The sequence below is a fragment of the Pararhizobium sp. A13 genome (genome assembly GCF_040126305.1).
In the GTDB taxonomy this organism is placed as follows: Bacteria; Pseudomonadota; Alphaproteobacteria; order Rhizobiales; family Rhizobiaceae; genus Pararhizobium.
Genome location: NZ_CP149510.1, coordinates 709752 through 733855, shown reverse-complemented (window position 1 = coordinate 733855; position 24104 = coordinate 709752). Strand labels below are relative to the sequence as shown.

The following is a 24104-nucleotide window of genomic DNA, read 5'->3' as shown; positions in this document are numbered from 1 at the left end:
TGTTTATTTCGTTCAGTTCGCTGCCGCAGCTGCCTTTTCGATAAGGTCCGCAACGGCTTTCGGATTCGAAACATACACCGCATGGCTACCAGGAACTTCGACGACTGTGGAACCGGCCCGCTTTGCCATCAGGCGCTGGGCGGCCGGCGGGATCATGCGGTCATCAGCCGCGACCAGATAGTGGCTCGGCTTGCTCTTCCAGGCCGGTTCGGTCACTGCACCGGTGAGGGCTGCAACGCCCCACGGAACCTGGGAATCGGCCATGAAGGCAGCGATTTCGGGTTCGACGTCAGCTGCAAACGATGCGGCGAATTTCGTCTTGTCGAGGAACAGGAAGCCGTCGACCGGGGGCAGGATCGGCGGTACCGCGGCGCCTTTCGGCGGATTGGCGATCAGTGACGAGACAGACTCGCCCTTGTCGGGCGCAAAAGCGGCGATATAGACGACCGACTTGACCTTCTCGTCGGTGCCGGCTTCGCTGACGACAACGCCGCCGTAGGAATGGCCGACGAGCACGACCGAGCCGTCAAGCTGGTCGATGGCGCGCTTGGTGACGGCAACGTCATCGGCAAGCGAGGTGGTCGGATTCTGGACGATGCTGACGGTGTAGCCATCTTTCTTCAGGATGTCGTAGACGCCCTTCCAGCCGGCGCCGTCGACGAAACCGCCGTGGACGAGGACGATGTTCTTTACGGCAGCGTTGTCTTGTGCCGATGCGGTGGAAGTGCCGGTGGCGGCCAGAACGATGGAGGCGGCGGCAAGCAGAGCATTCTTGAGCATTTGCGTAACTCCTTTGTTTGTTGCGCGATAAATGTTATCGCGATAATCATCGTGTATGCCATCGACTTTTATTTGTCCACATTTTTATTATCGCAATAATGATTTTTGTGATAATGTGCTGAAAACGTTCAAATTAAATTTCGGAGACCAGATATGACCGACGCCCCAACCCTGCCGCTCGACAGCCAATTGTGCTTCTCGATCTATTCCGCCGCGATTGCGATCAACCGGGCGTACAAGCCCATGCTCGATGAACTCGGCGTGACCTATACCCAGTATCTCGCACTCAGCGCGCTATGGGAACGGGATGGTCTGAGCATATCCGCCATTGCCGACCGACTCGGCCTCGAGTCGAGCACCATTACGCCGGCGGTGAAGCGGCTCGAGGCCGCCGGTTTCCTGTCGCGGCGGCGAAGCACGGCGGACGAACGCCTGGTCGAGGTATTCCTGACGGAGAAGGGCACCGACCTTCAGCCCCAGACCGCATGCCTCACCGATGCGCTGCTGCGCCGTTCCGGATTTACCGTTCCGCAGATGATCGATTTGAACGACAAGGTTCAATCGCTGAGGGATGGCCTGGTTCGCGCGGGCGATCAGGCATAGTGGGTGCGCTGACGCTTCGGGCCTGAAGCGCCCCATTGCTTGGCAGTTGCACCCAATCGGGCTTCTTGACCGCCGGGTGCATCACCCCGTGACGAAATAATAAACCGCCAGCAGCAGCCCAACGGCGATCACGATGGCGCGGATGAAAACCTGCGGCACGCGGCGGGCGAGCCAGACGCCGGCGTAGCCGCCGAGGGCGCCGCCGGGGATCATGAAGGCGGCATGCAGCCAGCCGACGACATTGCCGCCGGCAAAGACGACGATGGCGACGGCGGCGATCACCATGGCGAGAAAATTCTTCAAGGCATTGACGCGGTGATAGTCGCCGCCGGTCGAAAGACCGAGCACGGCGAGCATCATGATGCCCATGCCGGCACCGAAGAAGCCGCCATAGATGGCGGTGACGAACTGGCCGACGAGGCCGAGCGGCCCGACGGGCGTGCCGCCTTCCTTCGGGTTCGGGCGCAGGAGCGGACCGAGCGCGAAGATCGCGGTGGCGGCGATCAGCAGCCAGGGAACCATCGCCCGGAAGGACGGGTTGGACAGCGAGAGCAGGATCAGCGCTCCGGCCAGCCCGCCGATGAGCGAGATGATGCCGAGGATGGTCGCTTCGCGAAAATCCTTGCGGATTTCGCTGTGATAGGCCAGCGCCGAGGTCACGTAGCCCGGAAACTGCACGATCGAGGAGGTGGCATTGGCGACGATCGGCGGCAGGCCGGCCAGCGTCATCGCACCGAAGGTCAGGAACGTGCCACCGCCGGCGACGGCGTTGACGGCGCCAGACAGAAAGCCGGCGACAAACAGAAGACAGGCAGTGGTGATGGACATGACGCTCCTCCAGCGGTACAAACGCACATAGCCCGAGGGTCAACCGGCGGCAAGTCGCGGAAATTGTCATTCGCAGGCTTGCGGCACGGAGAATTTTTGTCATTCGGGGATGACAAATGCCGGTCTTTGGTGTATTCGCCCGACCGGTTCGGGAAAATCCCGCAGCTCGAAAACAAAGAATGGTGAATTCGCTCCTGTTTCTCTTGCCGAGAAACAAATCCTTGAGGCCCTCATCCGAGGCTTGGTCCAAGAGGCATGATTGAGCGCTCTGGCTGTTTCAGAAGAACTTGAGAAGGTTAGACCAATGAACATCATCCAGCAGCTGGAAGCCGAACAGGCCGCCAAGATCGACGCCAAGCGCACCCTGCCTGAATTTTCCGCAGGCGACACTGTTCGCGTCAACGTCCGCGTGACGGAAGGTACCCGTACCCGTATCCAGGCCTATGAAGGCGTTTGCATCGCCCGCTCCGGCGGCGGCATCAACGAAAGCTTCACGGTCCGCAAGATTTCCTACGGCGAAGGCGTCGAGCGCGTATTCCCGGTCTATTCTCCGCTCGTCGAGAGCGTCGAGATCGTTCGCCGCGGTAAGGTCCGTCGCGCCAAGCTCTACTACCTGCGCGATCGTCGCGGCAAGTCGGCCCGTATCGTTGAAGACACCGGCGTTCGCGCTCGCAAGCTGAACGACGCCGAGCGCCAGGCCGTTGCCGACGAAAAGGCGCGTCTGGAAGCTGAAAAGGTTGCAGCAGCGCAGGCTCTGGCCGCCGAAAAGGCAGCAGCCGAAGCCGCTGAAGCAAAGGCTGCGGCCGAAGCCGCCGCCGCTGCAGCGGAAACTGCTGCTGAATAAGTTTCAATCCATCGGGATTGTTGGACAAGGCGGTCTTCGGGCCGCCTTTTTCTTTGGTGCGCCTTTCTGTGGGGGATGGGGCAATGAACAATTATATCGAAACCAACCGGCTGAACTGGGACGACCGGGCGGAGCTGCATGCGACGGATACGACGGGGCGCTACCAGATCGCCAAGGTGCTGGCCGGCGGCTCGTCGCTGCATGCGCTGGAGGAGAGCGAGATCGGCGATGTCACGGCCAAGGACATCGTCCACCTGCAATGCCATATCGGGCTCGACACGCTGAGCCTGAAGCATCTCGGCGCGGCAAGCGTGACCGGGCTCGATTTTTCGCCGGTCGCCATTGCCGCAGGACGCGAATTTGCTGCGACGGCCGGAACGGATGCGACATTCGTCGAGGCATCCGTCTATGACGCGGCGGCAGCTCTCGGGCACCGGACCTATGACATGGTTTTCGTTACCTGGGGTGCGATCCACTGGCTGCCGGATATCTTCCATTGGGCCAAGGTCGTTTCAAGCCTGCTGCGGCCCGGTGGAAAGCTCTACCTGCTCGATGGGCATCCGCAGATGTTCCAGCATGAGGCCATGGACGGCAGGCTTTCGCTGGCTCACCGCTGGCGCACGCCGCACGATGCGCCGCTATTGTTCGAGGAAACCCACACCTATACCGGCGACACGCGGCCGCTGACGCACAAGCGCATGTATGAATGGTTCCATCCCCTGAGCGATATCGTCAACGCGCTGCTGAAGGCCGGACTGGCGCTGGATTTTTTCAACGAGCACGAGGTGCTCACCTGGCGGCATTATCCCGGCATGGTCGAGACTGGCGAGGACCAGTTCGAGCTCGGGCCGGAACTGCCGCGCATGCCGCTGTCGTTTTCGATCGGGGCGAGGAAGGCCGTCTGGACCATCAGGGCCGAGTAGCAGGGTCCCAATGCTCGTCGGCTTTGCCGTCCTTGATCCGCCACGTGTCAAACCAGGTGGTGGTGTAGGTCTTGGCCGGGTCCTTCTCATCCTTGATTTCGCGAACGTAGCCGACGGTGACGAGGTCCCCTTCGGCCGTCACGAAGGCGACCGGGGTCTTGATCTTCGCAGGGATCGGCGAAGGCTGAAGCTTCAGGACTTCCGTGAAATAGGCGACGACGCCGGCGCGACCGGACGCGGCGTTGGGATTGTGCTGGATGTAGCGCTCCGTCAGATAGTCACCGGCCTTGTCCCAGTGATTGGCTTCGAGCAGATCGCGGATGATGCCGTAGACCACCTGCTTGTTGGCGTGGAGCTTCGGCTCAGGGCTCGTGAAGAGCGCTTCGGCGTCTGCGGCCGCCACCACCGCCTCCTGCGCCCGCACGGGAAGGGCCGAAAGTGCTGCGGCAACCAGCGACAGGGCAAGAACGGCGGATGTTATAGCTGCTTTCATTGTCTTTCCTTTTGCTCCGGCACAAAGCGTGACGATAAGCGGCAAGCAGACTTGCGCCGCCGTTTGAAAGGACGCTAGAGGCTGCGGTGCGGCAAGAAAAGACGGCAGTTTTTCCGCCCATGGTGTTGAAAAGAGAACCAGGTACCCTGCACGTCACCGCTTCATCGGCAATAGTGCCAGCGCCCGCCGTCGAAACACCGCTGTAAGGGACGATCCCTCCTTGCTTTGGCCGGAGGTTTCGTGACAGTCTTGCCCGCCACAATTCAGGAGCTATCCATGTTTTCCCGCCGCACCGTTCTCGCCGGCCTGACCGCCCTTGTTCTCGCGCCCTTGAGCGCTCTTGCCGCCGAGCTGCCGGATCTGGGCGGGCGGACGGTGGTGGTCGTGACCGAGAATGCCTATCCGCCGCTGCAGTTCGTCGAACCGAAGAGCGGCAAGGCGATCGGCTGGGAATATGACGCGATGGAGGAGATCGCCAAGCGGCTGAATTTCAAGCTGGAAATCCAGAACACAAGCTGGGACGCGATGATCCAGGCGGTCTCGGACGGCCAGTACGACATCGGCATGACCGGCATCACCATCAAGGACGAGCGCAAGACGCAGGTGGATTTCTCCGATCCGTATATGCGTTCGCAGCAGTTCATGCTGGTGCGCGGCGACGAGAGCCGCTTCACCGATGCCAAGACTTTTGGCGCGTTTGCCGACGGGCTTGTCGGGGCTCAGCCGGGCACCTCGCCTTTCTATACGGCCGTCTATGAGATACTCGACGGCAACGAGCAGAATGCGCGCATAAAACTGTTCGAGACGTTTGGCGCGACGGTGCAGGCCTTGAAGGCCGGCGATGTCGATACGGTGCTGACGGACAGCGTCGCGGCCAAGGGCTACGTCGATTCTGCGAACGGTGCGCTGAAAGTGATCGGCGGGCCGCTCGGCACGGAGGATTTCGGCTTCATCTTCAAGAAGGGCTCGGATCTCGTAGCACCCGTCAATGCCGCGATCGCCGCACTGAAGGCCGACGGCACGTTCGACAAGCTGAACCAGAAGTGGTTCGTCGACTACAAGATGGGCGAATGATCACCATCCGATGACGCCTGCGCAGCCGCAACACACATCTCAAAAGGGCGACTATCCCTGGTGGCTGGTCGCCCTTGCCGTTATCGCCGCAGCACTCGCCGTGGTGATCGTTTCCAACGATATCTACGCCCAAGTCTTCACCATCGTTTCTGCCGGCGTCGGCATCACCATCCTGGTGACGCTGCTGGGGTTTTTCTTCGCCACGCTGCTGGGGCTCGGCATCGCGCTGATGGCGCTGTCGGAGCGCGCAGCCCTGCGCCAGATCGCCCGGTTCTACACAGAGGTCATCCGCGGCATCCCGATCCTCGTGCTTCTGTTCTACATCGCCTTTGTCGGCGCGCCGGCGCTGGTGACGCTGGTCAACGCGGTCCTTGGCCCGCTGGTGGAGGCTGGCTATGCCAAGCCGCTTCTGGTGCGCGACGTCTCCTTGATGTGGCGGGCAATCATGGCGCTCACCATCGGCTACTCCGCCTTCATCGCCGAGGTCTTCCGCGCCGGCATCCAGTCGGTCGACAAGGGCCAGATCGAGGCGGCCAAGGCGCTCGGGCTGTCGCGCTATCAACGCTTCCGGCTGGTGGTCTTCCCGCAGGCGGTTCGCGTCATCCTGCCGCCGCTCGGCAATGATTTCGTGGCGATGGTGAAGGATAGTTCGCTGGTTTCCGTGCTCGGCGTCGCCGATATCACCCAGATGGGAAAGATCTATGCGTCTGGCTCCTTCCGCTTCTTCGAGACCTATTCGATCGTCGCCTATATCTATCTGATCCTGACGATTGGGCTGTCGCTGGGGTTGCGGCAGTTGGAGAAGAGGTTAAGGCGGGGGCACAGAGAGGCGAACTGAACGCTGGTAGCCTCTTCTCCCCAGCGGGAAGAAGGTGGCGCGTAGCGCCGGATGAGGGGGCGACACGAACTCGAGTTTGCGGCAAGGCCCCCTCATCGCCTCGCATGCGCTCGGCACTTCTCCCCACCGGGGAGAAGTGGGAGTACGCGGCGCGCCCATCACCGCTCGATCTCGCCAATTGCCGAACCGTCAAAAAATTGATATATCCGCGCCCATGGAATCCAAATTCGGATGTTTTGCGCAGAAAATCGTCGTGCTGCAGGACCGCAAGCGTCTGCCGGCACGGTTTTTTGCGTGCGTTTCGGGCGCGTTCAACAGCCGACTTCGTTGATCTTCGGGGCCTGACCCCGGCTGGGTTTCCGGCGCCCTTTTGCCGGCCATTTTCCTGACCTTCTTCTTTACTATGGATGAAAAGCCATGAGCGCACCGCGTACTCTCTACGATAAAATCTGGGACGACCATCTGGTCGATCAGCAGGACGATGGAACCTGTCTTCTCTACATCGACCGCCATCTCGTTCACGAAGTGACGAGCCCGCAGGCGTTCGAGGGGCTGCGCATGACGAACCGCAAGGTGCGTGCGCCGCAAAAGACGCTTGCCGTCGTCGACCACAACGTGCCGACGTCGCCGGATCGCCATCTCGGCATCAAGAACGAGGAAAGCCGCATCCAGGTCGAGGCACTGGCCCAGAACGCCGCCGATTTCGGCGTCGAATATTATTCGGCCAGCGACAAGCGCCAGGGCATCGTCCACATCGTCGGTCCGGAACAGGGCTTCACCCTGCCGGGCATGACGATCGTCTGCGGCGACAGCCATACCTCGACGCATGGCGCCTTCGGGGCGCTGGCACATGGCATCGGCACGTCCGAGGTCGAGCATGTGCTCGCCACCCAGACGCTGATCCAGAAGAAGGCCAAGAACATGCTGGTGCGTGTCGACGGCCAACTGCCGGAAGGCGTCACCGCCAAGGATATCATCCTTGCCATCATCGGCGAGATCGGCACGGCCGGCGGCACCGGCCACGTCATCGAGTTCGCCGGCGAAGCCATCCGCGCGCTGTCGATGGAAGGCCGCATGACCATCTGCAACATGACGATCGAAGGCGGCGCCCGCGCCGGCCTGATCGCGCCGGACGAAAAGACCTTCGAATATATCAAGGGCAAGCCGCGCGCGCCGAAGGGCGAAGAACTGGAGCAGGCGATCGCCTACTGGAAGACGCTGCACACCGACGAAGGCGCCCATTTCGACCGGGTCGTCGTTCTCGATGCCGCCGCCCTGCCGCCGATCGTCTCCTGGGGTTCCTCGCCGGAAGACGTCATCTCCGTTCAGGGCATCGTTCCGAACCCGGACGAAATCCAGGACGAGAACAAGCGCACCTCGAAGTGGCGTGCGCTCGACTATATGGGCCTGAAGCCGGGTACGAAGATCACCGACATCAACATCGACCGCGTCTTCATCGGCTCCTGCACCAACGGCCGCATCGAGGACCTGCGCGAAGTCGCCAAGGTCGTTGAAGGCCGCACCGTTGCCCCGACCGTTTCGGCGATGATCGTGCCGGGCTCGGGCCTCGTCAAGGAACAGGCGGAAGCCGAAGGCCTCGACAAGATCTTCAAGGCAGCCGGTTTCGACTGGCGCGAGCCGGGCTGCTCCATGTGCCTTGCCATGAACGACGACCGCCTGAAGCCGGGCGAGCGCTGCGCCTCGACCTCCAACCGCAACTTCGAAGGCCGCCAGGGCTTCAAGGGCCGCACCCATCTGGTGTCGCCCGCCATGGCAGCGGCAGCCGCCGTCTCCGGCCACTTCGTCGACATCCGCGACTGGAAGTAAGCACTCTACCCTCCCCTTGAGGGAGGGTCGGCATGCCGTGCCGGGGTGGGGTGACCTTGGTGGCCACCTCACGATCACCCCCCACCCGCAGCTTCGCTGCGGCCTCCCCCTCAAAGGGGAGGTGGGAGGAGGAAGATGACCAAGAAATCGTTGAAGCCGAAACGCCGCCTTATCCTTCTGCGCCACGCCAAATCCGCATGGCCCGACGGTGTTGCCGATCGTGAGCGGCCACTGGCGGAGCGCGGGCGCAAGGCAGCACCCGTCATCGGCGCCTATATGGCCCGCGAAAAGCTGATCCCCGATCTCGCTCTCGTCTCGCCCGCCCGCCGCGCGCAGGAAACGTGGGCGCTGGTGCGCGATGCCCTGTCGAAGAAGGTCGCCGAGCGCGAGGCGCCGGGCGTCTACGAGGTGTCGGCCGAGCGCATTCTCGATGTGATCCGGACAGTCGAGCCCGGCATCCGCACCTTGCTGGTCGTCGGCCATAATCCGGGCATGGAGGATGCCGCGTCGCTGCTGGTTGCGGATGGCGACGCGGATGCCATGGGCCGCATGAAGGAGAAGTTCCCGACGGCTGGCCTCGCTGTCATCGACTTCGATGTCGACGGCTGGGATGAGGTTGCCAAGGGCACGGGTTATCTGGAGCGGTTCGTGGCGCCGCGCTCGGTTGGGTGAGCGGCGACGACCAATGTTACCTACGCAGACTGCACATTGGACGCGGCACAGCATCGTCACCGCAAGCGCACGTCATGCCGCGTCCATCCGAAAAATAGCCCAGATGTTGCAATCGGCGTGACGCTCGTGCGGGTAAAGTTCCCGCAGGCGACGCTGAACTTCCCTTGCCCTGCCATAGTTTTCAAGCAAACCGTGTGTTGAAAGCTCTGCGTTGGCGAAGACATCCGGAAAACCTCCACAGTTGCACAGCGCACTGACGCTGTGGCCCTGATCCAAAAGGTCGTACCCAACAAATTGAAAGCGATCGCCCAAGCCTTCCTGGACTGCCTCTTCTGTTGGATTGCGCAGAACCGCGAGGATGTTGACGTTCGCGGGCGAGCCGAGTTCCTGCCTGAAAAAATCAAGGTCCGTGAAGAAGTTCAGCATGCCGTCTTCGTTGACGATGTGATCCCAATAGCTGGCCTTCGTTTCCTCAAGAATGACCGGGCAAATCATCCCGTCGAGCGTCACGACCTCATCAAGTTGCGTCAGGCCCGACCAGGCAATGTATTCGCTCCATCGCGGTCCTTGCGATGGACCGAATTTCCCCACGGCGATGTAGAGGGGCGTGTTCACGGATGCCTTGTGATTGCCGAACTTGCCCGTCATCTCACCACCCTCACCACCGTCCCCCGCCGCATGAACCGCAGCAGCCGCTTCATCGCCGGACGGTTGACGGCGACACAACCTTCCGTCGGGGTATAGCCGGGCTTGGCGAGATGGAAGAAGATGGCCGAGCCGCCATGGCGTTTGCGGCTGCGCAGGTTCCAGTCCATCACCAGGCAGATGTCATAGAGGCCGTCGTCGCGGCGCATCTTTTCGTGGCTGGGCTTGAACGGCGTGGTGACGGGACGGTTGTAGTTCGCATCGCGCGGTTCGTCGCACCAGAGCAGGTTCTGCGGTGTGAAGCGGAGCGGCAAAGCGGTCGGCGGCAGGGTGACGCGGTCGCGGCGGACGTAGCCGCCGACGAGGCGCATGGCGGCGATCGGGGTAGCGCCATCGCCTTCGCGCTTGCGTGAGCTGACGCCGCTGCGACCGATCGCGGCCTCCTCGGTGCGGCCTGCGAAAGTGACGAGCGCGCGGCTTCGATTTCCCGGTTTTCTTCTGACGACGATGGTGCGGGCGTGATTTGCGGCCTTGCGGGGTTTTCGTCGCATTTTACACACAGTTTTTTGCGTTGTCCGTGATCTGAAACCACACCATAGCACTACACAATATGTAACAAACGGGTGAAGCTTCCATTGAGCCAGTTTCAATCCGGAAGCAAGGAGGGATCTCAGCATGTCGGCCCGCACCATTCTTCTCGTCGATGATGACAACGACCTGCGCGAAACGCTGACGGAGCAGCTTTCCCTCTATGAGGAATTCACCATTCTTCAGGAGCCGACGGCGGCCAAGGGCATCCATGCGGCTCGCAACCAGCAGATCGCTCTTCTGGTGATGGATGTCGGCCTGCCGGACATGGACGGGCGCGAGGCGGTGAAGCTCCTGCGCAAGGGTGGCTTCAAGGCGCCGATCATCATGCTGACCGGCCATGACACCGATTCCGATACCATTCTTGGACTGGAAGCGGGTGCCAACGATTATGTGACCAAGCCGTTCCGCTTCGCCGTTCTGCTTGCCCGCATCCGGGCGCAGCTGCGCCAACATGAGCAGAGCGAGGACGCGACCTTCACCGTCGGTCCCTATACGTTCAAGCCGGGGCAGAAGCTGCTGACGCTGGAAAACGGCCAGAAGATCCGGCTCACCGAAAAGGAAGCGGCGATCATCCGCTATCTCTATCGTGCCGACCAGAAAGTGGTGACGCGCGACGTGCTGCTCGAAGAGGTCTGGGGGTACAATTCCGGCGTGACGACCCACACGCTCGAAACCCATGTCTATCGCCTGCGCCAGAAAATCGAACGCGACCCTTCCAATGCGGAGATTTTGGTGACAGAGAATGGCGGGTACAAGATCGTTCCCTGAAGACACGGGACGTGACGACACCCGGCCTTATGCTCTTTCCGAGGTATTCCCTTGTCGCTGAATGACGACATCGCCCTTCTGTCCCTCGTGCCGCTGTTTGCGGATATCGATGACGACAAGCTGCGGCTGATCGCCTTCGGGGCTGAGCGCCGACGCCTCAACAGGGGCCAGCAGCTCTTTCGCGAAGGCGCACCCGCCGATTGCGCCTTTGCCATTGCCAGCGGCTCGTTCAGTCTGACGCGCAGCCTGGTCGACGGCGGCGTCGAGGTCGTCGATACGGTTGGGCGCGGAACGCTTCTCTCTGAACTGGCGATGATTTCCTTCGTCGAGCGCAAGTTCACCGCAACTGCCGAGGAAGACAGCGAAGTCATCCGCATCAACCGTCCGCTGTTTCGCCGCATGCTGGAGGAATATCCGGAAGTGGCCGTCGTCGTCGAAGCACGGATCAAAGACAATCTGCAGACGATGATCCGTGACATGCAAAAGCTGGCGCCGCGGTTCGGATAGACGGCGGCGCCGTTTCCAGCGGTGCTTGTGCGTCGCGACCATATCCGTTCTCCTGCCTGAAACGCTGCGCTTTGCCCTTCTCTTCGCGGTTGTCGCTTCCCATCTAGGCGATGACAGCCAAAAACATTCAGCCACCGTCAGGTAGAATCATCATGAAGAAAATCGGTTTCCTTTCTTTCGGGCACTGGAACCCTTCACCCCAATCACAGACCCGCTCGGCCGGCGATGCGCTTCTGCAGTCGATCGATCTGGCTGTTGCCGCCGAAGAGCTCGGCGCTGACGGTGCCTATTTCCGCGTCCATCATTTTGCCCGGCAGCTCGCCTCGCCGTTTCCTCTTCTGGCTGCCGCCGGTGCCAGGACCAAAAAGATCGAGATCGGCACGGCGGTTATCGACATGCGCTATGAGAACCCGCTCTACATGGCCGAGGATGCCGGGAGCGCCGACCTGATCGCGAACGGGCGCCTCCAGCTCGGCATCAGCCGCGGCTCTCCCGAACAGGTGATCGATGGCTGGCGCTATTTCGGATTTGAGCCGCAGGAAGGCTCGACGGATGCGGATATGGGCCGCAGACATACCGAAGTCTTGCTCGAAGTCCTGAAAGGCCAAGGTTTTGCCCAGCCGAACCCGCGGCCGATGTTTCCCAACCCGCCCGGCCTCTTGCGCGTCGAGCCGCATTCGGAGGGCTTGCGTGACCGGATCTGGTGGGGCGCAAGCTCGAACGCCACGGCCATATGGGCGGCGAAGCTCGGCATGAACCTGCAGAGCTCAACGCTGAAGAACGACGAAACCGGCGAACCCTTCCACGTCCAGCAGGCGGCGCAGATCCGTGCTTACAGGGAGGCATGGAAGGAAGCTGGCCATACGCGCACGCCGCGGGTGTCCGTCAGCCGCAGCATCTTCGCACTGGTCGATGACCGCGACCGCGCCTATTTCGGCGCTGGCAGCAAGGAACAGGATACGGTCGGTTATATCGACGACAATACCAGGGCGATCTTCGGCCGGTCCTATGCCGCTGAGCCTGACATTCTGGTCAGGCAGCTGGCCGAGGACGAGGCGATTGGCGAAGCGGATACGCTTTTGTTGACGGTCCCGAACCAGCTTGGCGTCGAATATAACGCCCATGTCATCGAGGCGATCCTGAAGTATGTCGCACCGGCGCTCGGCTGGCGGTGAAAATTTCTCAAAGATCGAAATGCGCAATGACGGGTACGTGGTCCGACGGACGTTCCCAGCCGCGGGCCTCTTTCAGGATGTCGACGCGGGTCAAATGCGGAGAAAGGTCGGCGGAGGACCAGACGTGGTCGAGGCGGCGGCCGCGGTCGGCGGCTTCCCAATCCTTGGCGCGGTAGCTCCACCAGGTGTAGAGCTTTTCCGGAGATGGCGTGTGCTGGCGCATCAGGTCGACCCAGGCACCGCCATTGAGGACTGACGTCAGGCCCTGCGTCTCGATCGGCGTGTGGCTGACGATCTTCAAAAGCTGCTTGTGCGACCAGACGTCGTCTTCCAGCGGCGCGATATTGAGGTCGCCAACCAGAATGGACGAGATGCCGGCTTCGCTTTCGGCATGCAGCAGCTTCATCTCGTCGATGAAATCGAGCTTGTGGCCGAATTTCGGATTGATTGCCCGGTCCGGCTCGTCGCCGCCGGCCGGCACATAGAAATTGTGCAGCCGGATCTTCTTGGCCGATTTTTCAAACACCACGGAGAGATGGCGGGCATCGCCGACGCCGCAATAGTCGCGCCGGTCGGTCAGCTCGTGCAGCGGCAGGCGGGAAATGGTGGCGACGCCGTGGTAACCCTTCTGGCCGTGAATGGCGATGTGCTCGTAGCCGAGCGCCTTCAGTGGCGAAAAGGGGAACAGATCGTTCGGGCATTTGGTTTCCTGCAGGCAGAGGATGTCCGGCGACCAGGTCTTCAGCAGATGTTCGACCAGCGGCATGCGCAGGCGCACCGAGTTGATGTTCCAGGTCGCGATCGACAATGCCATGCGGGAGGTCTTTCCTTGGGTGTGCTTCGTTGAGGCGGGCGCCGTCCACCGGCGCGTCTCGTCTTAAGGGCTTTTATCGCGCTTGGCCATTGGATTTGCAGCCGATATTGACAGTTGCGCACGGTGATATCTATTGCCGCTCAGGTTTCATTTGCCGCGCTGGATACGGCCCGGCTTTTCCGGAAAGGTCCCGCATGATCCGGCATCTCGGCCCCGAGGATTTCGACATCTTTCGCCGCATCCGGCTCGAAGCCCTGCGCGCCGAGCCGGCCGTCTTTGCCAGCAGCGCCGCGGATTGGGAAAAGCTGCCGGATGACGAGTGGCGCCACCGCCTGACCGTCAATGCGGTCTTCGTCGATTTTCTCGACGAAGAGCCGGTTGCCATCATGGGGCTTATTCGGCAGGGCGCCAGCAAGATGGCGCACCGGGCTACCGTCGTCATGGTTTATGTGCGTCGCGACCGGCGCGGCGGCGGTCACGCGAAAGCGCTTCTCGAAGCGATTGCTTGCCATGCCCGCGAAGCCGGTATCCGGCAATTGGAGCTTGCCGTCAGCGCCGAAAACCCGGCGGCCATCCGGTTCTACCGGCGCGAGGGCTTTGTCGAGGCGGGCCGCATAGCCGGCGGCACGATCCACGAGGGACGGGAGATCGACGAGATCCTGATGACGCGGCGTATCGACCGCGAGGCGGTCTGAGTTCCGGTCAGTGCGGCCATTGGCCTATAAGGTGCGGGTCATTTCGACTTGTTGCGCACGTCGTCGTAAGGAATCTGGAAGACCTTGTCATCCATCGGCACGCCGTTCTTGACGTTGAAGATCATGACGGACGTATCCTTCTTCTGCGCGTCGGTGATCGTCCATTGGCGCAGGTCATAGGTCTTCGGGTCAAACATCAGCGTGATCGTCGCATCGCCGAAGACGCTTTTGTCACCCAGCACGATGGTGATCAGATCGGCCTCTTCCTTGACGTCGCGCACCATCTTGCCGGTCAGGTCGATATCGTCGGAGAGGAGCAGCTTCAGCGGTGTCTTCGACAGCGGATAGATATCCCAGGTCTTCATTTTCTGGTTGCCGATGACGACAGACTTGCCGTCGGCGATCACCCGCATCGGCGAGGGGGCTTCGTAGTTGAAGCGGATCTTGCCGGGGCGGCTGATATAGAACTTGCCACCGGTCTGCTCGCCGCGCGGGCCGAACTGCACGAACTCGCCGCTCATCGTCTTCACGGAGGCGAAATGATCGGCGATTTTCTGGGCGACGCTCGCCTGCGCCCGGGCGGGCTCGATGGGAAGGGCGATGAAGGTCAAAGCGGCGAAGACGGCAAGACCACCGGCGAAGAATCGGCGGGACAGGGGCGAAAATTTGCTTTCCTGTTTCCTGCGGCCGGTTTCGGTGTCTGTCATGGCAATCTCCTTCATTTCCAGTCTCATGTGGAGCGCAAGTGCGGCACCTTCAAGGCGTTGCCTGCGCCCGTCTTCAATTCGCCGTGAGGTCGCCCAGGCCGTTCGTCCGGCCCGGCTCGACGAGGGTCATGTGCGGTTTTAGCGGCCGGTGATTTCGCTTTCGGTGGGCACGAGAATCTCGCGCTTGCCGGCATGGTTGGCCGGGCCGATGATGCCTTCCTGTTCCATCCGCTCGATCAGCGAGGCGGCGCGGTTGTAGCCGATGCCGAGGCGGCGCTGGACGTAGGATGTCGAGGCCTTGCCGTCGCGCAGCACGATGGCGACGGCCTGGTCGTAAGGGTCGTCGGATTCGGCGAGGTTGGAGGTGCCGGCAGGGCCGCCGCCTTCGCCGTCCTCGTCGTCATCCTCGGTGATGGCGTCGAGATATTGCGGCGCCCCTTGCGTCTTGAGGTAGGCGACCACGTCCTCGACCTCGGTGTCAGACACGAAGGGACCGTGGACGCGCTGGATGCGGCCGCCGCCGGCCATGTAGAGCATGTCGCCCATACCGAGCAGCTGTTCGGCGCCCTGTTCGCCGAGGATGGTGCGGCTGTCGATCTTCGAGGTCACCTGGAAGGAGATTCGGGTGGGGAAGTTGGCCTTGATCGTGCCGGTGATGACGTCGACGGAGGGGCGCTGCGTCGCCATGATGACGTGGATGCCGGCGGCGCGCGCCATCTGGGCCAGGCGCTGGACGGCGCCTTCGATGTCCTTGCCGGCGACCATCATCAGGTCGGCCATTTCGTCGATGATGACGACGATATAGGGCATCGGGGCCAGGTCGAATTCTTCCGTCTCGTAGATCGCCTCGCCGGTCTGGCGGTCGAAGCCGGTCTGGACCGTACGGCTGATCTGCTCGCCCTTGGCCAGCGCCTGCTCAACGCGGCTGTTGAAGCCGTCGATATTGCGCACGCCGATCTTCGACATCTTCTTGTAGCGCTCTTCCATCTCGCGCACGGTCCACTTCAGCGCGACGACAGCCTTCTTCGGATCGGTGACGACGGGGGAGAGCAGATGCGGAATGCCGTCATAGACGGAGAGTTCTAGCATCTTCGGGTCGATCATGATCAGGCGGCACTGTTCCGGCTTCAGGCGGTAGAGGATCGACAGGATCATCGTGTTGATGGCGACCGACTTGCCCGAGCCGGTGGTGCCGGCGACCAGCAGATGCGGCATCTTGGCAATGTCGACGATCACCGGTTCGCCACCGATCGTCTTGCCGAGCGCCATGGCAAGCTTGGTCTTGCTGGTCTCGAAATCGCGGGAGCCGATCAGTTCGCGCAGGTAGACCGTCTCGCGGCGATGGTTCGGCAGTTCGATGCCGATGGCATTGCGGCCGGGGACGACGGCGACGCGGGCGGCGATCGCCGACATAGAGCGGGCAATATCGTCGGCAAGGCCGATGACGCGGGAGGACTTGATGCCGGGGGCGGGCTCCAGTTCGTAGAGCGTGACGACGGGGCCGGGGCGGACATGGATGATCTCGCCCTTGACGCCGAAATCTTCCAGCACACCTTCCAGCATGCGGGCATTCTGTTCCAGCGCATCGGCCGACAGGGTCGCGTCGCGCACGACGTTTTTCGGCTCGGCGAGGAAATGCAGCGGCGGCAGGATGAAATCGTCGTCGTCCGCGACGAAGGAGCTTTGCGCTTCGCGCTCGACGCGCTGGCCTGTCTTCGGACGCGGGGCGGCGGGAACGACGCGTGCGTTGAGCTGAGCCGGCGGCTGCTTGCGTGGTGCGGGCACCGGCGCCCAATCGGCGGCGGCATCGATGTCGCCGTCCTCATCGTCTTCCGGCATGATGCCGGCCGGCCGGCCGGCGTCGAGGAAATCATCGTCGTCATCGTCGTCGATCGACATGGGCGGTGCTGCGACAACGCGGCGCTCGCTGCGGTCGAGCGAGGGCTCGACCCGCTCCGAACGGGCAGTGGTCTTCGGGCGCACCGGTTCGTTCAGCGTGCCGAATTCGTCGGTGTTGAAGTCGTAGGGCTCGTCATAGTGGCGCGAGGCCGGCTTGCGGCGGCCGCTGAGGCCGAACAGGCGGCGCAAGCGCGCCTGCGCGGTGAAGCGCATATGGGTGAACGCGCCGGCAATGACCATGACGATGCCCCCGGATTCGTCGTCCTCCAGTTCGTCGCTGACCGTGCGCGCCTTGCTTGGCGCTGGAGCGGGTACCGGCAAATCGTCTTCCTGATCGGCGACCCCGATCACGCCTGCGCTGTAGACCAGGAAATAGGTGGCGGGCAGGGCGAGCAGGACACCCAGCACCAGGCCGAACGTTCCGGACGGAAAGGCACCGGTAAAGAGCGCCGGGAACCTCAGGATCATGTCCCCGAAAACACCGCCGAGGCCGCTCGGCAGCGGCCAGGTGACCGGCGCCGGAATGCAGCCGAGAGCGGCGGAGGCGAGCACCGAGCCGCCGAACCAGGCGGCCGCGCGCTTGAGGATGCGGTCGAAGGGTTTGCTGGAGATCAGGACCAGCGCCCAGGCAACGACGGGAAGCAGCGCGACGACACTGGCAATGCCGAAGAACTGCATGAAGATATCGGCGAAGGCCGCACCCGTATAACCGAGAATGTTGGTCGGGGCATCCGCGGTCGCATAGGAGAAGCTCGGATCGGAGACATTCCAGGTCGATAACGCTGCAACCGCGAAGCCGAGCGCGACGAACACTGAAATGCCCGCCAGCGCGGCCACCTGCCGCCAGACAAATGTGGAAAGCACAAACCGGTTGGAACGGTTGTCGAATACCGCCTGATTGCTTCTGCTCATGGTGACCTGCTGCCCGTTCGTCTGCAAAGCGCAATGCGCACATGCTTCCACCGTAAGCAGAGGAGGGTTAAAGCCCTATTAACCTTGATGCTTCGTTTACGGGAAACGCTGCCGCCGGGCTGGTTTTCCACTGCCAGGGCAAGCCGGACACAAAAAAAGCCCGGATACGAGATCCGGGCGAAATGCGGTTTCGTTTGATCCGAAACCGCGACGGGACTGGATACGGAGCCGGTTTTCCCGGCTCCGCAATTTCTTAGGAATGGTAGGCGGCTTCGCCGTGCGACGACAGGTCGAGACCTTCGCGTTCGGCTTCGACCGGGACACGCAGGCCGACGATCACGTCGACGATCTTGTAGAGGATCGCCGAGCCGATGCCCGACCACAGCAGCGTGACGATCACACCCTTGAACTGCGACCAGACCTGAGCTGCCGTTCCGGCATAACCGGCTGCGAAATCGGCGGTCGAGTAATCGACGATGCCTGCGCCGCCGAGGGCCGGATTGACGAAGACGCCGGTCAGCAGTGCGCCGAGGATACCGCCGATGCAGTGAACGCCGAAAACGTCAGCCGTATCGTCGTAACCGAACTTGTTCTTCACGGTGGAGACGAAGAAGTAGCAGATCGGCGAAACGACGAGACCCATGACGATGGCACCCATCGGGCCGACGAAGCCGGCAGCAGGCGTGATGACGACGAGGCCGGCGACGGCACCCGATACCGCGCCGAGGATCGAAGCCTTGCCGCGGGTGAAGGTTTCGACGACCGACCAGGAGATCACTGCGGCGGCGGCGGCAACGAAGGTGTTGATCATGGCGAGCGCGGCATAGCCATTGGCTTCAAGGTTGGAGCCGGCGTTGAAGCCGAACCAGCCAACCCACAGAAGGGAGGCGCCGACCATGGTGAGCGTCATCGAGTGCGGAGCCATCATGTCCTTGCCGAAGCCGGTACGCTTGCCGACCATGATGCAGCCGACGAGACCTGCGATACCGGCATTGATGTGAACGACGGTGCCGCCTGCGAAGTCGATCGCGCCGAAGCCGAAGATCAGGCCGGACGGATCGGCATAGAGGCTCGGGCCGCCCCAGAACCAGACCATGTGAGCGATCGGGAAGTAGATGAAGGTCAGCCACAGGATCGTGAACAGGATCACGGCGGAGAACTTCACGCGTTCGGCGAAGGCACCGACGATGAGGCCGGGGGTGATCGCGGCAAAGGTCATCTGGAAGATGACGAATGCCAGTTCCGGAATGACGACGCCCTTGGAGAAGGTTTCAACGACGGTCGTCGTGTCGACACCGGCAAGGAACAGCTTGGAGAAGCCGCCGACGAAGGCGTTCAGGCTGCCGCCGGCCGTGAAGGCCATGGAATATCCATAGATCACCCAGACGACCATCGCGACGGAGGCGATCATCAGCACCTGCATGAGCACGGACAGCATGTTCTTCGTGCGCACGAGGCCGCCGTAAAAGAGGGCAAGGCCAGGAACCGTCATCAGGAGCACGAGCGCCGAGGACACGAGCATCCAGGTGGTGTCGCCCTTGTCCGGAACCGGCGCTGCGGCCACGACTTCAGCGGCGGCTGGCGCTGTTTCCTGCGCAAAGGCAATGGCTGGGGCGAGGAAGGCTGCGGCGGCAGCGCTCACGCGTCCGAGAGAGGTGGAAAGTTTGAATGAGGACATTTGCAATATAGCTCCCTGAACGGCCGTGACTTACAGCGCTTCTGAATCGGTTTCGCCGGTACGAATGCGCACCGCATGGTCAATCGAATAGACGAAGATCTTGCCGTCGCCGATCTGACCGGTCTTGGCCGCGGATGCGATCGCCTCGACGGCCTTGTCGACGATCTCGGAGGCGACGGCGATTTCGATTTTCAGCTTCGGCAGGAAGCTGACGGCATATTCGGTGCCGCGATAGATTTCTGTGTGCCCCTTCTGGCGCCCGTAACCCTTCACTTCAGTCACAGTCAGGCCTTGGATGCCAACAGCGGTGAGGGCTTCGCGAACCTCATCGAGCTTGAACGGCTTGATAATGGCCATCACAATTTTCATCTGGTTTCCCATCCTTGTTCATGTTCGGCTCGGGGCCGTCTCTCCTTGCCGCCGAGCACAAAATCCCCAACGACCGCGCATTGCTATTCAAGGCGCGTGCCAGTTTCGGGCGGGGCTGTTAACCCCATGAAAAGACATGGAAATGCCACATTTTACCGGATGCGGACGGCGGAATGTTAAAAAATCGTCAACTTAAACGATGAAAAAATAGGCAAAAATTAAAAAATGACGCTTTTTTATTCAGATGCCTTTTTCCGGATCAAGCCTTCCTGGGCAACGGAGGCAATCAACACGCCGGAACGATCAAAAAGGCTGCCGCGGGTCATGCCGCGCGCACCAAACGCACTCGGGCTATCCTGGGTATAGAGCAACCAGTCATCCATGCGGCAGGGCCTGTGGAACCACATGGCGTGATCGAGGCTCGCCACCTGCAGGTCGCGGTCGAAGACCGAGGTGCCGTGCGCGTAAAGCGCCGTGTCGAGCAGGGTCATATCGGAGATATAGGCAAGCACGGCCGCCTGGATATGGCGCTCGTTCGGGACTGTGCCGACCGCCTTTACCCAGACGTCCTGTACGGGCTCCAGCTTGTCGCGCGAGAAATAATGCTTGAGCGAGACGGGGCGGATCTCGATCGGCCGCGGGCGCTCCCAGTAGCGGCGGATGGCCTCGGGCGCATTCACCAGGAATTTCTCCTTGATGTCCTGCTCGCCCATCAGGCTTTCCGGCGGCGCCACGTCCGGCATGGTGATCTGGTGGTCGAAGCCGTCCTCGTCGAACTGGAAGGAGGCCGACAGGGCAAAGATCGCCTTGCCGTGCTGGATGGCGACGACGCGGCGGGTGGCGAAGCTCGATCCGTCACGGATACGGTCGACATCATAGATGATCGGCACCGCCGGATCGCCGGGCCGCATGAAATAAGCGTGCAGCGAATGCACATAGCGGCCTTCGCTGACGGTGCGTTGCGCCGCCACCAGTGCCTGGCCGATGACCTGTCCGCCGAAGACGCGCTGCCAGCCGACCTGCGGCGAGCGGCCGCGAAACAGGTTCTCCTCGAGCTTCTCCAGGTCCAGCGTCTGCAGGAGGACATCCATCGGGGCGGGGTTGGGGCGCGACATTTCGGCAATCTCCAGCGCTAGAATGGCGCCGGTGGTAGGAAGGGGCGCAGCAATGATCTATATAGGCAACAAGCAATGCTCAAGAGCGACGGGAGAATGAGAGATGATCGATGTGCTGATTGCGGGCGGCGGTTATGTCGGCCTGTCGCTGGCCGTATCCATCAAAAAGTCCGCGCCGCATCTCGCTGTGACCCTGATCGACGGCGCGCCAGCGGATGCCTGGAAGAAGGACGAGCGCGCCTCGGCGATCATCGCCGCAGCCTCGCAGATGCTCGACGTGCTCGGCATCTGGAGCGAAATCGAGCCGGAAGCCGAGCCGATCAAGCGCATGGTGATCACCGATTCGAAAACCGCCGATCCGGTCCGCCCGGTGTTCCTGACGTTTGAAGACGGTGGCGTCGATGGGCGGCCGTTTGCCCATATGGTGCCGAACGTGGCGCTGGTCGGCGCGTTGCGAAAGGCAGCGGGCGCCCTTGGCGTCGATGTCCGCCAGTCGACAACGGCAAAGGATTTCAAGAGCGGCGATCATGCGGTTGCTGTCACGCTTTCGAGCGGCGACGTGCTCGATGCGCGTTTGCTCATCGCCTGTGACGGTGTGCGCTCGAAGCTGCGCTATGCCGCCGGCATCAAGACCGTCGATTTCGACTATGGCCAGTCGGGCATCGTGACCACCGTCGAGCACGAGCGCCCGCATGACGGCACGGCGGAGGAGCATTTCCTGCCGGCCGGTCCGTTTGCGACGCTGCCCTTGAAGAACAATTGTTCCTCCCTGGTCTGGACGGAGTGGACACACGACGCGGAACGCCTGATCGCCAGCGACGACCTCGTTTTCGAAGAAGAGCTGGAGCGGCGCTTCGGCCACAAGCTCGGCACGCTGAAGGTCGTCGGCGGACGGCAGGCCTTTCCGCTCGGCCTGACGCTGGCGCGGGATTTCATCGCTCCGCGCTTCGCACTCGCGGGCGATGCTGCACACGGCATCCATCCGATTTCCGGCCAGGGCCTCAATCTCGGCTTCAAGGATGTGGCGGCGCTGGCCGAAACCATCGTCGACGCCGATCGCCTCGGTCTCGATATCGGCTCGCTCGCGGTGCTCGAGCGCTACCAGAGCTGGCGGCGCTTCGACACGTTCCGCATGGGGGTGACGACGGACGTGCTGAACCGGCTGTTTTCCAACGACATCACGCCGGTCCGGGCGCTGCGTGATTTCGGATTGGGGATCGTCGATCGCATGCCGTCGCTGAAGTCGTTCTTCATCCGGCAGGCGTCGGGGCTTGGCGGGCAGGGCGAGCCGAAGTTGCTGGGCGGCCAGCCGATCTGATTGATCAATCCTCGATCTTGCGCGCCTCGGAAATCAGCATGATCGGGATGCCGTCGCGGATCGGATAGGCGAGCTTTGCCTTTTCCGAGATCAGTTCATTGTCGGCGGCGTTGTAGCTGAGGCGGCCCTTGGTCAGCGGGCAGACGAGAAGTTCAAGCAGTTTCGGGTCCACGCGGCTGGTCCTGTCTTCCATGGCGCTAGCCTTACTGCAGAATGTTTTCGATATCGCCGAAACTGCGGGCAAGCACGATTTCGGTGATGGCGATCAGCGTTTCGGCGCGGGTCTTGAGGTCCGGGGCTTCCAGAAGCGCCTGCTTCTCGGCCGGGCCGTAGGGCGACATCATCGCCATGGAATTGACCAGCGTGGCATTGCTCGCCCGCTCGACGCTTTCCCAGTCCGCCTCCAGCTTGTTGGCGTCGAGATACGCCCGGAAGGCGGCCAGCAGGGCTTCCCGGTCAACCTGGGCTTCGTCCTGTGGCCCGGCAAGATCGGCGGCGAAGGGCGCGATGCGGAAATTGCGATAACCCTTCGTCGGATGTTGTTCGTCGAAGAGGCGGAAACGGCAGATGCCGGTCAGGGAGGTCAGGTAGCGACCGTCCTCCATCTCGGCGAAGGAGGTGATCCGGCCGATGCAGCCGACCTGGCAGAGCGCCTGCATGTGCGCCTGGCCGGCTTCCTCGCGGGCCTCGCCGAAGAAGGGCTGGACCATGCCGATCAGGCGGTTTCCAGCCAGCGCATCGTCGAACATGGCAAGGTAGCGCGGCTCGAAAATGTTCAGCGGCAATTGCGAGCCGGGAAGCAGGAGCACGCCCGTCAGCGGAAACACCGGAAGCATATCCGGCAGGTCCTGTGGCCTCAGATAACGCGCATTTCCAACTTGCATTTCTGACCATACCCCGTCGCTGTCGGGCGCTTTCTTGGTAATTGCGGCGCCGCCGCCGCTCATGGGCCGCCGCTATGGACAAGAAATGGTGCGCCCGCCTGAAATCTCAAGAGAGCGCGTCACAAAGGCGTCACGAGAACAGGATCGACGACAGTTTGCGCCGTGCCGAGAGCGTCGCCGGGTCCATCGGACCCCAGACGTCGAAGAACTGCAGCAGTTCGCGCCGCGCGCCGTCGTCGTCAAAGGCCCGGTCGCGCTTCATCACCTTGAGGAGGTGATCGGCCGCCGCCACGCGGTCGCCCTCGACATTGCGGATCTTGGCAAGCTTGATGCGCGCGGCGTGATCGTCGGGATCGGCCGCGAGCAGTTGCTCCAGCACGTTGGGGTCACCGAGCTTGCGGGCTTCCTCGATCTGATCGAGCTTTTTGAGCACGGCAATGATGGCGGCATCCTTGGCCAGCGCCTCGGAGAGATTGGACAGCACGTCGCGGGCCTGCTGCGGATCGCCGGCGGCGATCATACAATTGGCAAGGCCGGCGAGGGCGGCGGCATTTTCCGGATCCGCCTGCAGCACCGCGCCGAAAAGGCCGGCGGCGTTCTCAAGGTCGCCCTGATCGTGCAGCGTCTTTGCCTCGGCAAGTGCCGCTTCGATCTCGGCCGCCTGGTCGTCGACGACGGGACCGGCGATCTTGTCGATGAACTGGCGGATCTGGCTTTCAGGCACCGCACCCATGAAGCCGTCGACCGGACGGCCAGCGGAAAAGGCGATGACGGCGGGGATCGACTGGATGCCGAGCTGGCCGGCGATCGACGGATGATCGTCGATGTTCATCTTGACGAGCTTGACGCGGCCCTGAGCCTCGGTGACCACCTTCTCGATCACCGGCGTCAGCTGCTTGCAGGGACCGCACCAGGGTGCCCAGAAATCGACGAGCACCGGCTGGTGGCGCGACGCCTCCAGCACGTCGCGGGCAAAGTTGGCGGTCGTCGTCTCCTTGATCAGGTCGGCGGCAGGGGCTGCAGCGGGAGCCTGAGCCGGTACACCGCCATAGCTCGCCGTCGCCGTCATCTGGTTGCCGTAGGAACCCGCATAGGGATTGTCGCTGCCGCTCATCGTCTCTCCTCGCGGACATCCTCGTCCGTCT

General features: G+C 62.2%; 26 protein-coding genes. 12 read left to right on the top strand and 14 right to left on the bottom strand.

Annotation, left to right across the window (positions count from 1 at the left end; translation table 11 throughout):
- Window positions 1-12: 12 nt before the first annotated feature.
- Complete coding sequence (locus WI754_RS03505; RefSeq protein ID WP_349436256.1) at window positions 13-780, bottom strand: alpha/beta hydrolase; 768 nt, start codon at window positions 778-780, stop codon at window positions 13-15.
- 153 nt (window positions 781-933) lie between these two features.
- On the opposite strand from WI754_RS03505, the gene WI754_RS03500 reads away from it, so the two are divergent.
- Window positions 934-1383, top strand: coding sequence for a MarR family transcriptional regulator (locus WI754_RS03500; RefSeq protein WP_349436255.1), 450 nt, complete (start codon window positions 934-936; stop codon window positions 1381-1383).
- A gap of 81 nt (window positions 1384-1464) precedes the next feature.
- Here WI754_RS03500 and WI754_RS03495 read toward each other — a convergent pair whose 3' ends face one another.
- Entirely contained in the window at window positions 1465-2211 is a 747-nt protein-coding gene (locus tag WI754_RS03495) for a sulfite exporter TauE/SafE family protein (RefSeq protein ID WP_349436254.1), read from the bottom strand.
- A gap of 304 nt (window positions 2212-2515) precedes the next feature.
- Between WI754_RS03495 and rplS the strand changes: the two genes are divergently transcribed.
- Both rplS and WI754_RS03485 read left to right on the top strand, forming a co-directional pair.
- On the top strand, window positions 2516-3055 hold the full coding sequence (gene rplS / locus WI754_RS03490; protein ID WP_349436253.1) for a 50S ribosomal protein L19: 540 nt from the start codon (window positions 2516-2518) through the stop codon (window positions 3053-3055).
- A gap of 83 nt (window positions 3056-3138) precedes the next feature.
- Window positions 3139-3978, top strand: a complete 840-nt coding sequence (locus WI754_RS03485) for a class I SAM-dependent methyltransferase (protein WP_349436251.1) — start codon at window positions 3139-3141, stop codon at window positions 3976-3978.
- On the opposite strand, the gene WI754_RS03480 is transcribed toward WI754_RS03485, so the two are convergent.
- Window positions 3965-4471, bottom strand: coding sequence for a nuclear transport factor 2 family protein (locus tag WI754_RS03480; protein WP_349436250.1), 507 nt, complete (start codon window positions 4469-4471; stop codon window positions 3965-3967). The two genes, WI754_RS03485 and WI754_RS03480, sit on opposite strands and share 14 nt — an antisense overlap.
- 276 nt (window positions 4472-4747) lie before the next feature.
- On the opposite strand from WI754_RS03480, the gene WI754_RS03475 reads away from it, so the two are divergent.
- The 4 genes from WI754_RS03475 (at window position 4748) to WI754_RS03460 (ending at window position 8882) form a co-directional block, all read left to right on the top strand.
- Window positions 4748-5545, top strand: coding sequence for a basic amino acid ABC transporter substrate-binding protein (locus WI754_RS03475; RefSeq protein WP_349436248.1), 798 nt, complete (start codon window positions 4748-4750; stop codon window positions 5543-5545).
- A gap of 10 nt (window positions 5546-5555) precedes the next feature.
- The gene (locus WI754_RS03470) at window positions 5556-6383 is read left to right on the top strand and encodes an amino acid ABC transporter permease (protein ID WP_349436247.1); all 828 of its coding nucleotides are present in this window, start codon (window positions 5556-5558) and stop codon (window positions 6381-6383) included.
- Between the two features lie 417 nt (window positions 6384-6800).
- Window positions 6801-8210, top strand: a complete 1410-nt coding sequence (gene leuC / locus WI754_RS03465; protein WP_349436246.1) for a 3-isopropylmalate dehydratase large subunit — start codon at window positions 6801-6803, stop codon at window positions 8208-8210.
- Window positions 8211-8345: 135 nt separating this feature from the next.
- Window positions 8346-8882: a histidine phosphatase family protein gene (locus tag WI754_RS03460; RefSeq protein WP_349436245.1), complete on the top strand. Its 537-nt coding sequence runs from the start codon at window positions 8346-8348 to the stop codon at window positions 8880-8882.
- A gap of 72 nt (window positions 8883-8954) precedes the next feature.
- Here WI754_RS03460 and WI754_RS03455 read toward each other — a convergent pair whose 3' ends face one another.
- Entirely contained in the window at window positions 8955-9530 is a 576-nt protein-coding gene (locus WI754_RS03455; protein WP_349436243.1) for a hypothetical protein, read from the bottom strand.
- Window positions 9527-10078 (bottom strand): L,D-transpeptidase family protein, encoded by a 552-nt coding sequence (locus WI754_RS03450; RefSeq protein ID WP_349436242.1) that lies wholly within the window; start codon window positions 10076-10078, stop codon window positions 9527-9529. The genes WI754_RS03455 and WI754_RS03450 overlap by 4 nt, the downstream gene beginning before the upstream one ends.
- A gap of 124 nt (window positions 10079-10202) precedes the next feature.
- Between WI754_RS03450 and WI754_RS03445 the strand changes: the two genes are divergently transcribed.
- The 3 genes from WI754_RS03445 to WI754_RS03435 all read left to right on the top strand — a co-directional run bounded on the left by WI754_RS03445 (window position 10203) and on the right by WI754_RS03435 (window position 12568).
- Window positions 10203-10886, top strand: coding sequence for a response regulator transcription factor (locus tag WI754_RS03445; protein ID WP_349436241.1), 684 nt, complete (start codon window positions 10203-10205; stop codon window positions 10884-10886).
- Window positions 10887-10937: 51 nt separating this feature from the next.
- On the top strand, window positions 10938-11393 hold the full coding sequence (locus WI754_RS03440; RefSeq protein ID WP_349436240.1) for a cyclic nucleotide-binding domain-containing protein: 456 nt from the start codon (window positions 10938-10940) through the stop codon (window positions 11391-11393).
- Between the two features lie 152 nt (window positions 11394-11545).
- The gene (locus WI754_RS03435; RefSeq protein ID WP_349436239.1) at window positions 11546-12568 is read left to right on the top strand and encodes an LLM class flavin-dependent oxidoreductase; all 1023 of its coding nucleotides are present in this window, start codon (window positions 11546-11548) and stop codon (window positions 12566-12568) included.
- A 7-nt stretch (window positions 12569-12575) separates the two neighbouring features.
- Here WI754_RS03435 and WI754_RS03430 read toward each other — a convergent pair whose 3' ends face one another.
- Window positions 12576-13382 (bottom strand): exodeoxyribonuclease III, encoded by an 807-nt coding sequence (locus WI754_RS03430; protein WP_349436237.1) that lies wholly within the window; start codon window positions 13380-13382, stop codon window positions 12576-12578.
- A 194-nt stretch (window positions 13383-13576) separates the two neighbouring features.
- Here WI754_RS03430 and WI754_RS03425 point away from each other — a divergent pair, with 194 nt between their 5' ends.
- Window positions 13577-14077, top strand: coding sequence for a GNAT family N-acetyltransferase (locus tag WI754_RS03425; RefSeq protein ID WP_349436236.1), 501 nt, complete (start codon window positions 13577-13579; stop codon window positions 14075-14077).
- 38 nt (window positions 14078-14115) lie between these two features.
- On the opposite strand, the gene WI754_RS03420 is transcribed toward WI754_RS03425, so the two are convergent.
- The 5 genes from WI754_RS03420 to tesB all read right to left on the bottom strand — a co-directional run bounded on the left by WI754_RS03420 (window position 14116) and on the right by tesB (window position 20757).
- Window positions 14116-14799 carry an outer membrane lipoprotein carrier protein LolA gene (locus tag WI754_RS03420; RefSeq protein WP_349436235.1) on the bottom strand — a complete coding sequence of 228 codons (684 nt, stop codon included), beginning with the start codon at window positions 14797-14799 and terminating at the stop codon, window positions 14116-14118.
- Window positions 14800-14922: 123 nt separating this feature from the next.
- Window positions 14923-17595 (bottom strand): DNA translocase FtsK, encoded by a 2673-nt coding sequence (locus WI754_RS03415; protein ID WP_349436234.1) that lies wholly within the window; start codon window positions 17593-17595, stop codon window positions 14923-14925.
- Window positions 17596-17848: 253 nt separating this feature from the next.
- Complete coding sequence (locus WI754_RS03410; protein WP_349436233.1) at window positions 17849-19273, bottom strand: ammonium transporter; 1425 nt, start codon at window positions 19271-19273, stop codon at window positions 17849-17851.
- A 30-nt stretch (window positions 19274-19303) separates the two neighbouring features.
- Window positions 19304-19654 carry a P-II family nitrogen regulator gene (locus WI754_RS03405; RefSeq protein WP_037128337.1) on the bottom strand — a complete coding sequence of 117 codons (351 nt, stop codon included), beginning with the start codon at window positions 19652-19654 and terminating at the stop codon, window positions 19304-19306.
- A gap of 224 nt (window positions 19655-19878) precedes the next feature.
- Window positions 19879-20757, bottom strand: a complete 879-nt coding sequence (gene tesB / locus WI754_RS03400; protein WP_349436232.1) for an acyl-CoA thioesterase II — start codon at window positions 20755-20757, stop codon at window positions 19879-19881.
- Between the two features lie 103 nt (window positions 20758-20860).
- On the opposite strand from tesB, the gene WI754_RS03395 reads away from it, so the two are divergent.
- Window positions 20861-22075, top strand: a complete 1215-nt coding sequence (locus tag WI754_RS03395) for a ubiquinone biosynthesis hydroxylase (RefSeq protein WP_349436231.1) — start codon at window positions 20861-20863, stop codon at window positions 22073-22075.
- A gap of 4 nt (window positions 22076-22079) precedes the next feature.
- Here the strand turns inward: WI754_RS03395 and WI754_RS03390 are convergent, their stop codons facing one another.
- From WI754_RS03390 to trxA, 3 genes are all read right to left on the bottom strand, one after another.
- A complete protein-coding gene (locus WI754_RS03390) occupies window positions 22080-22268 on the bottom strand; it encodes a Trm112 family protein (protein WP_018328586.1) in 189 nt (62 codons plus the stop codon).
- Window positions 22269-22278: 10 nt separating this feature from the next.
- Window positions 22279-22959 carry an LON peptidase substrate-binding domain-containing protein gene (locus WI754_RS03385; protein WP_349436230.1) on the bottom strand — a complete coding sequence of 227 codons (681 nt, stop codon included), beginning with the start codon at window positions 22957-22959 and terminating at the stop codon, window positions 22279-22281.
- 130 nt (window positions 22960-23089) lie between these two features.
- On the bottom strand, window positions 23090-24073 hold the full coding sequence (trxA, locus tag WI754_RS03380) for a thioredoxin (RefSeq protein WP_349436229.1): 984 nt from the start codon (window positions 24071-24073) through the stop codon (window positions 23090-23092).
- Between the last annotated feature and the right edge of the window lie 31 nt (window positions 24074-24104).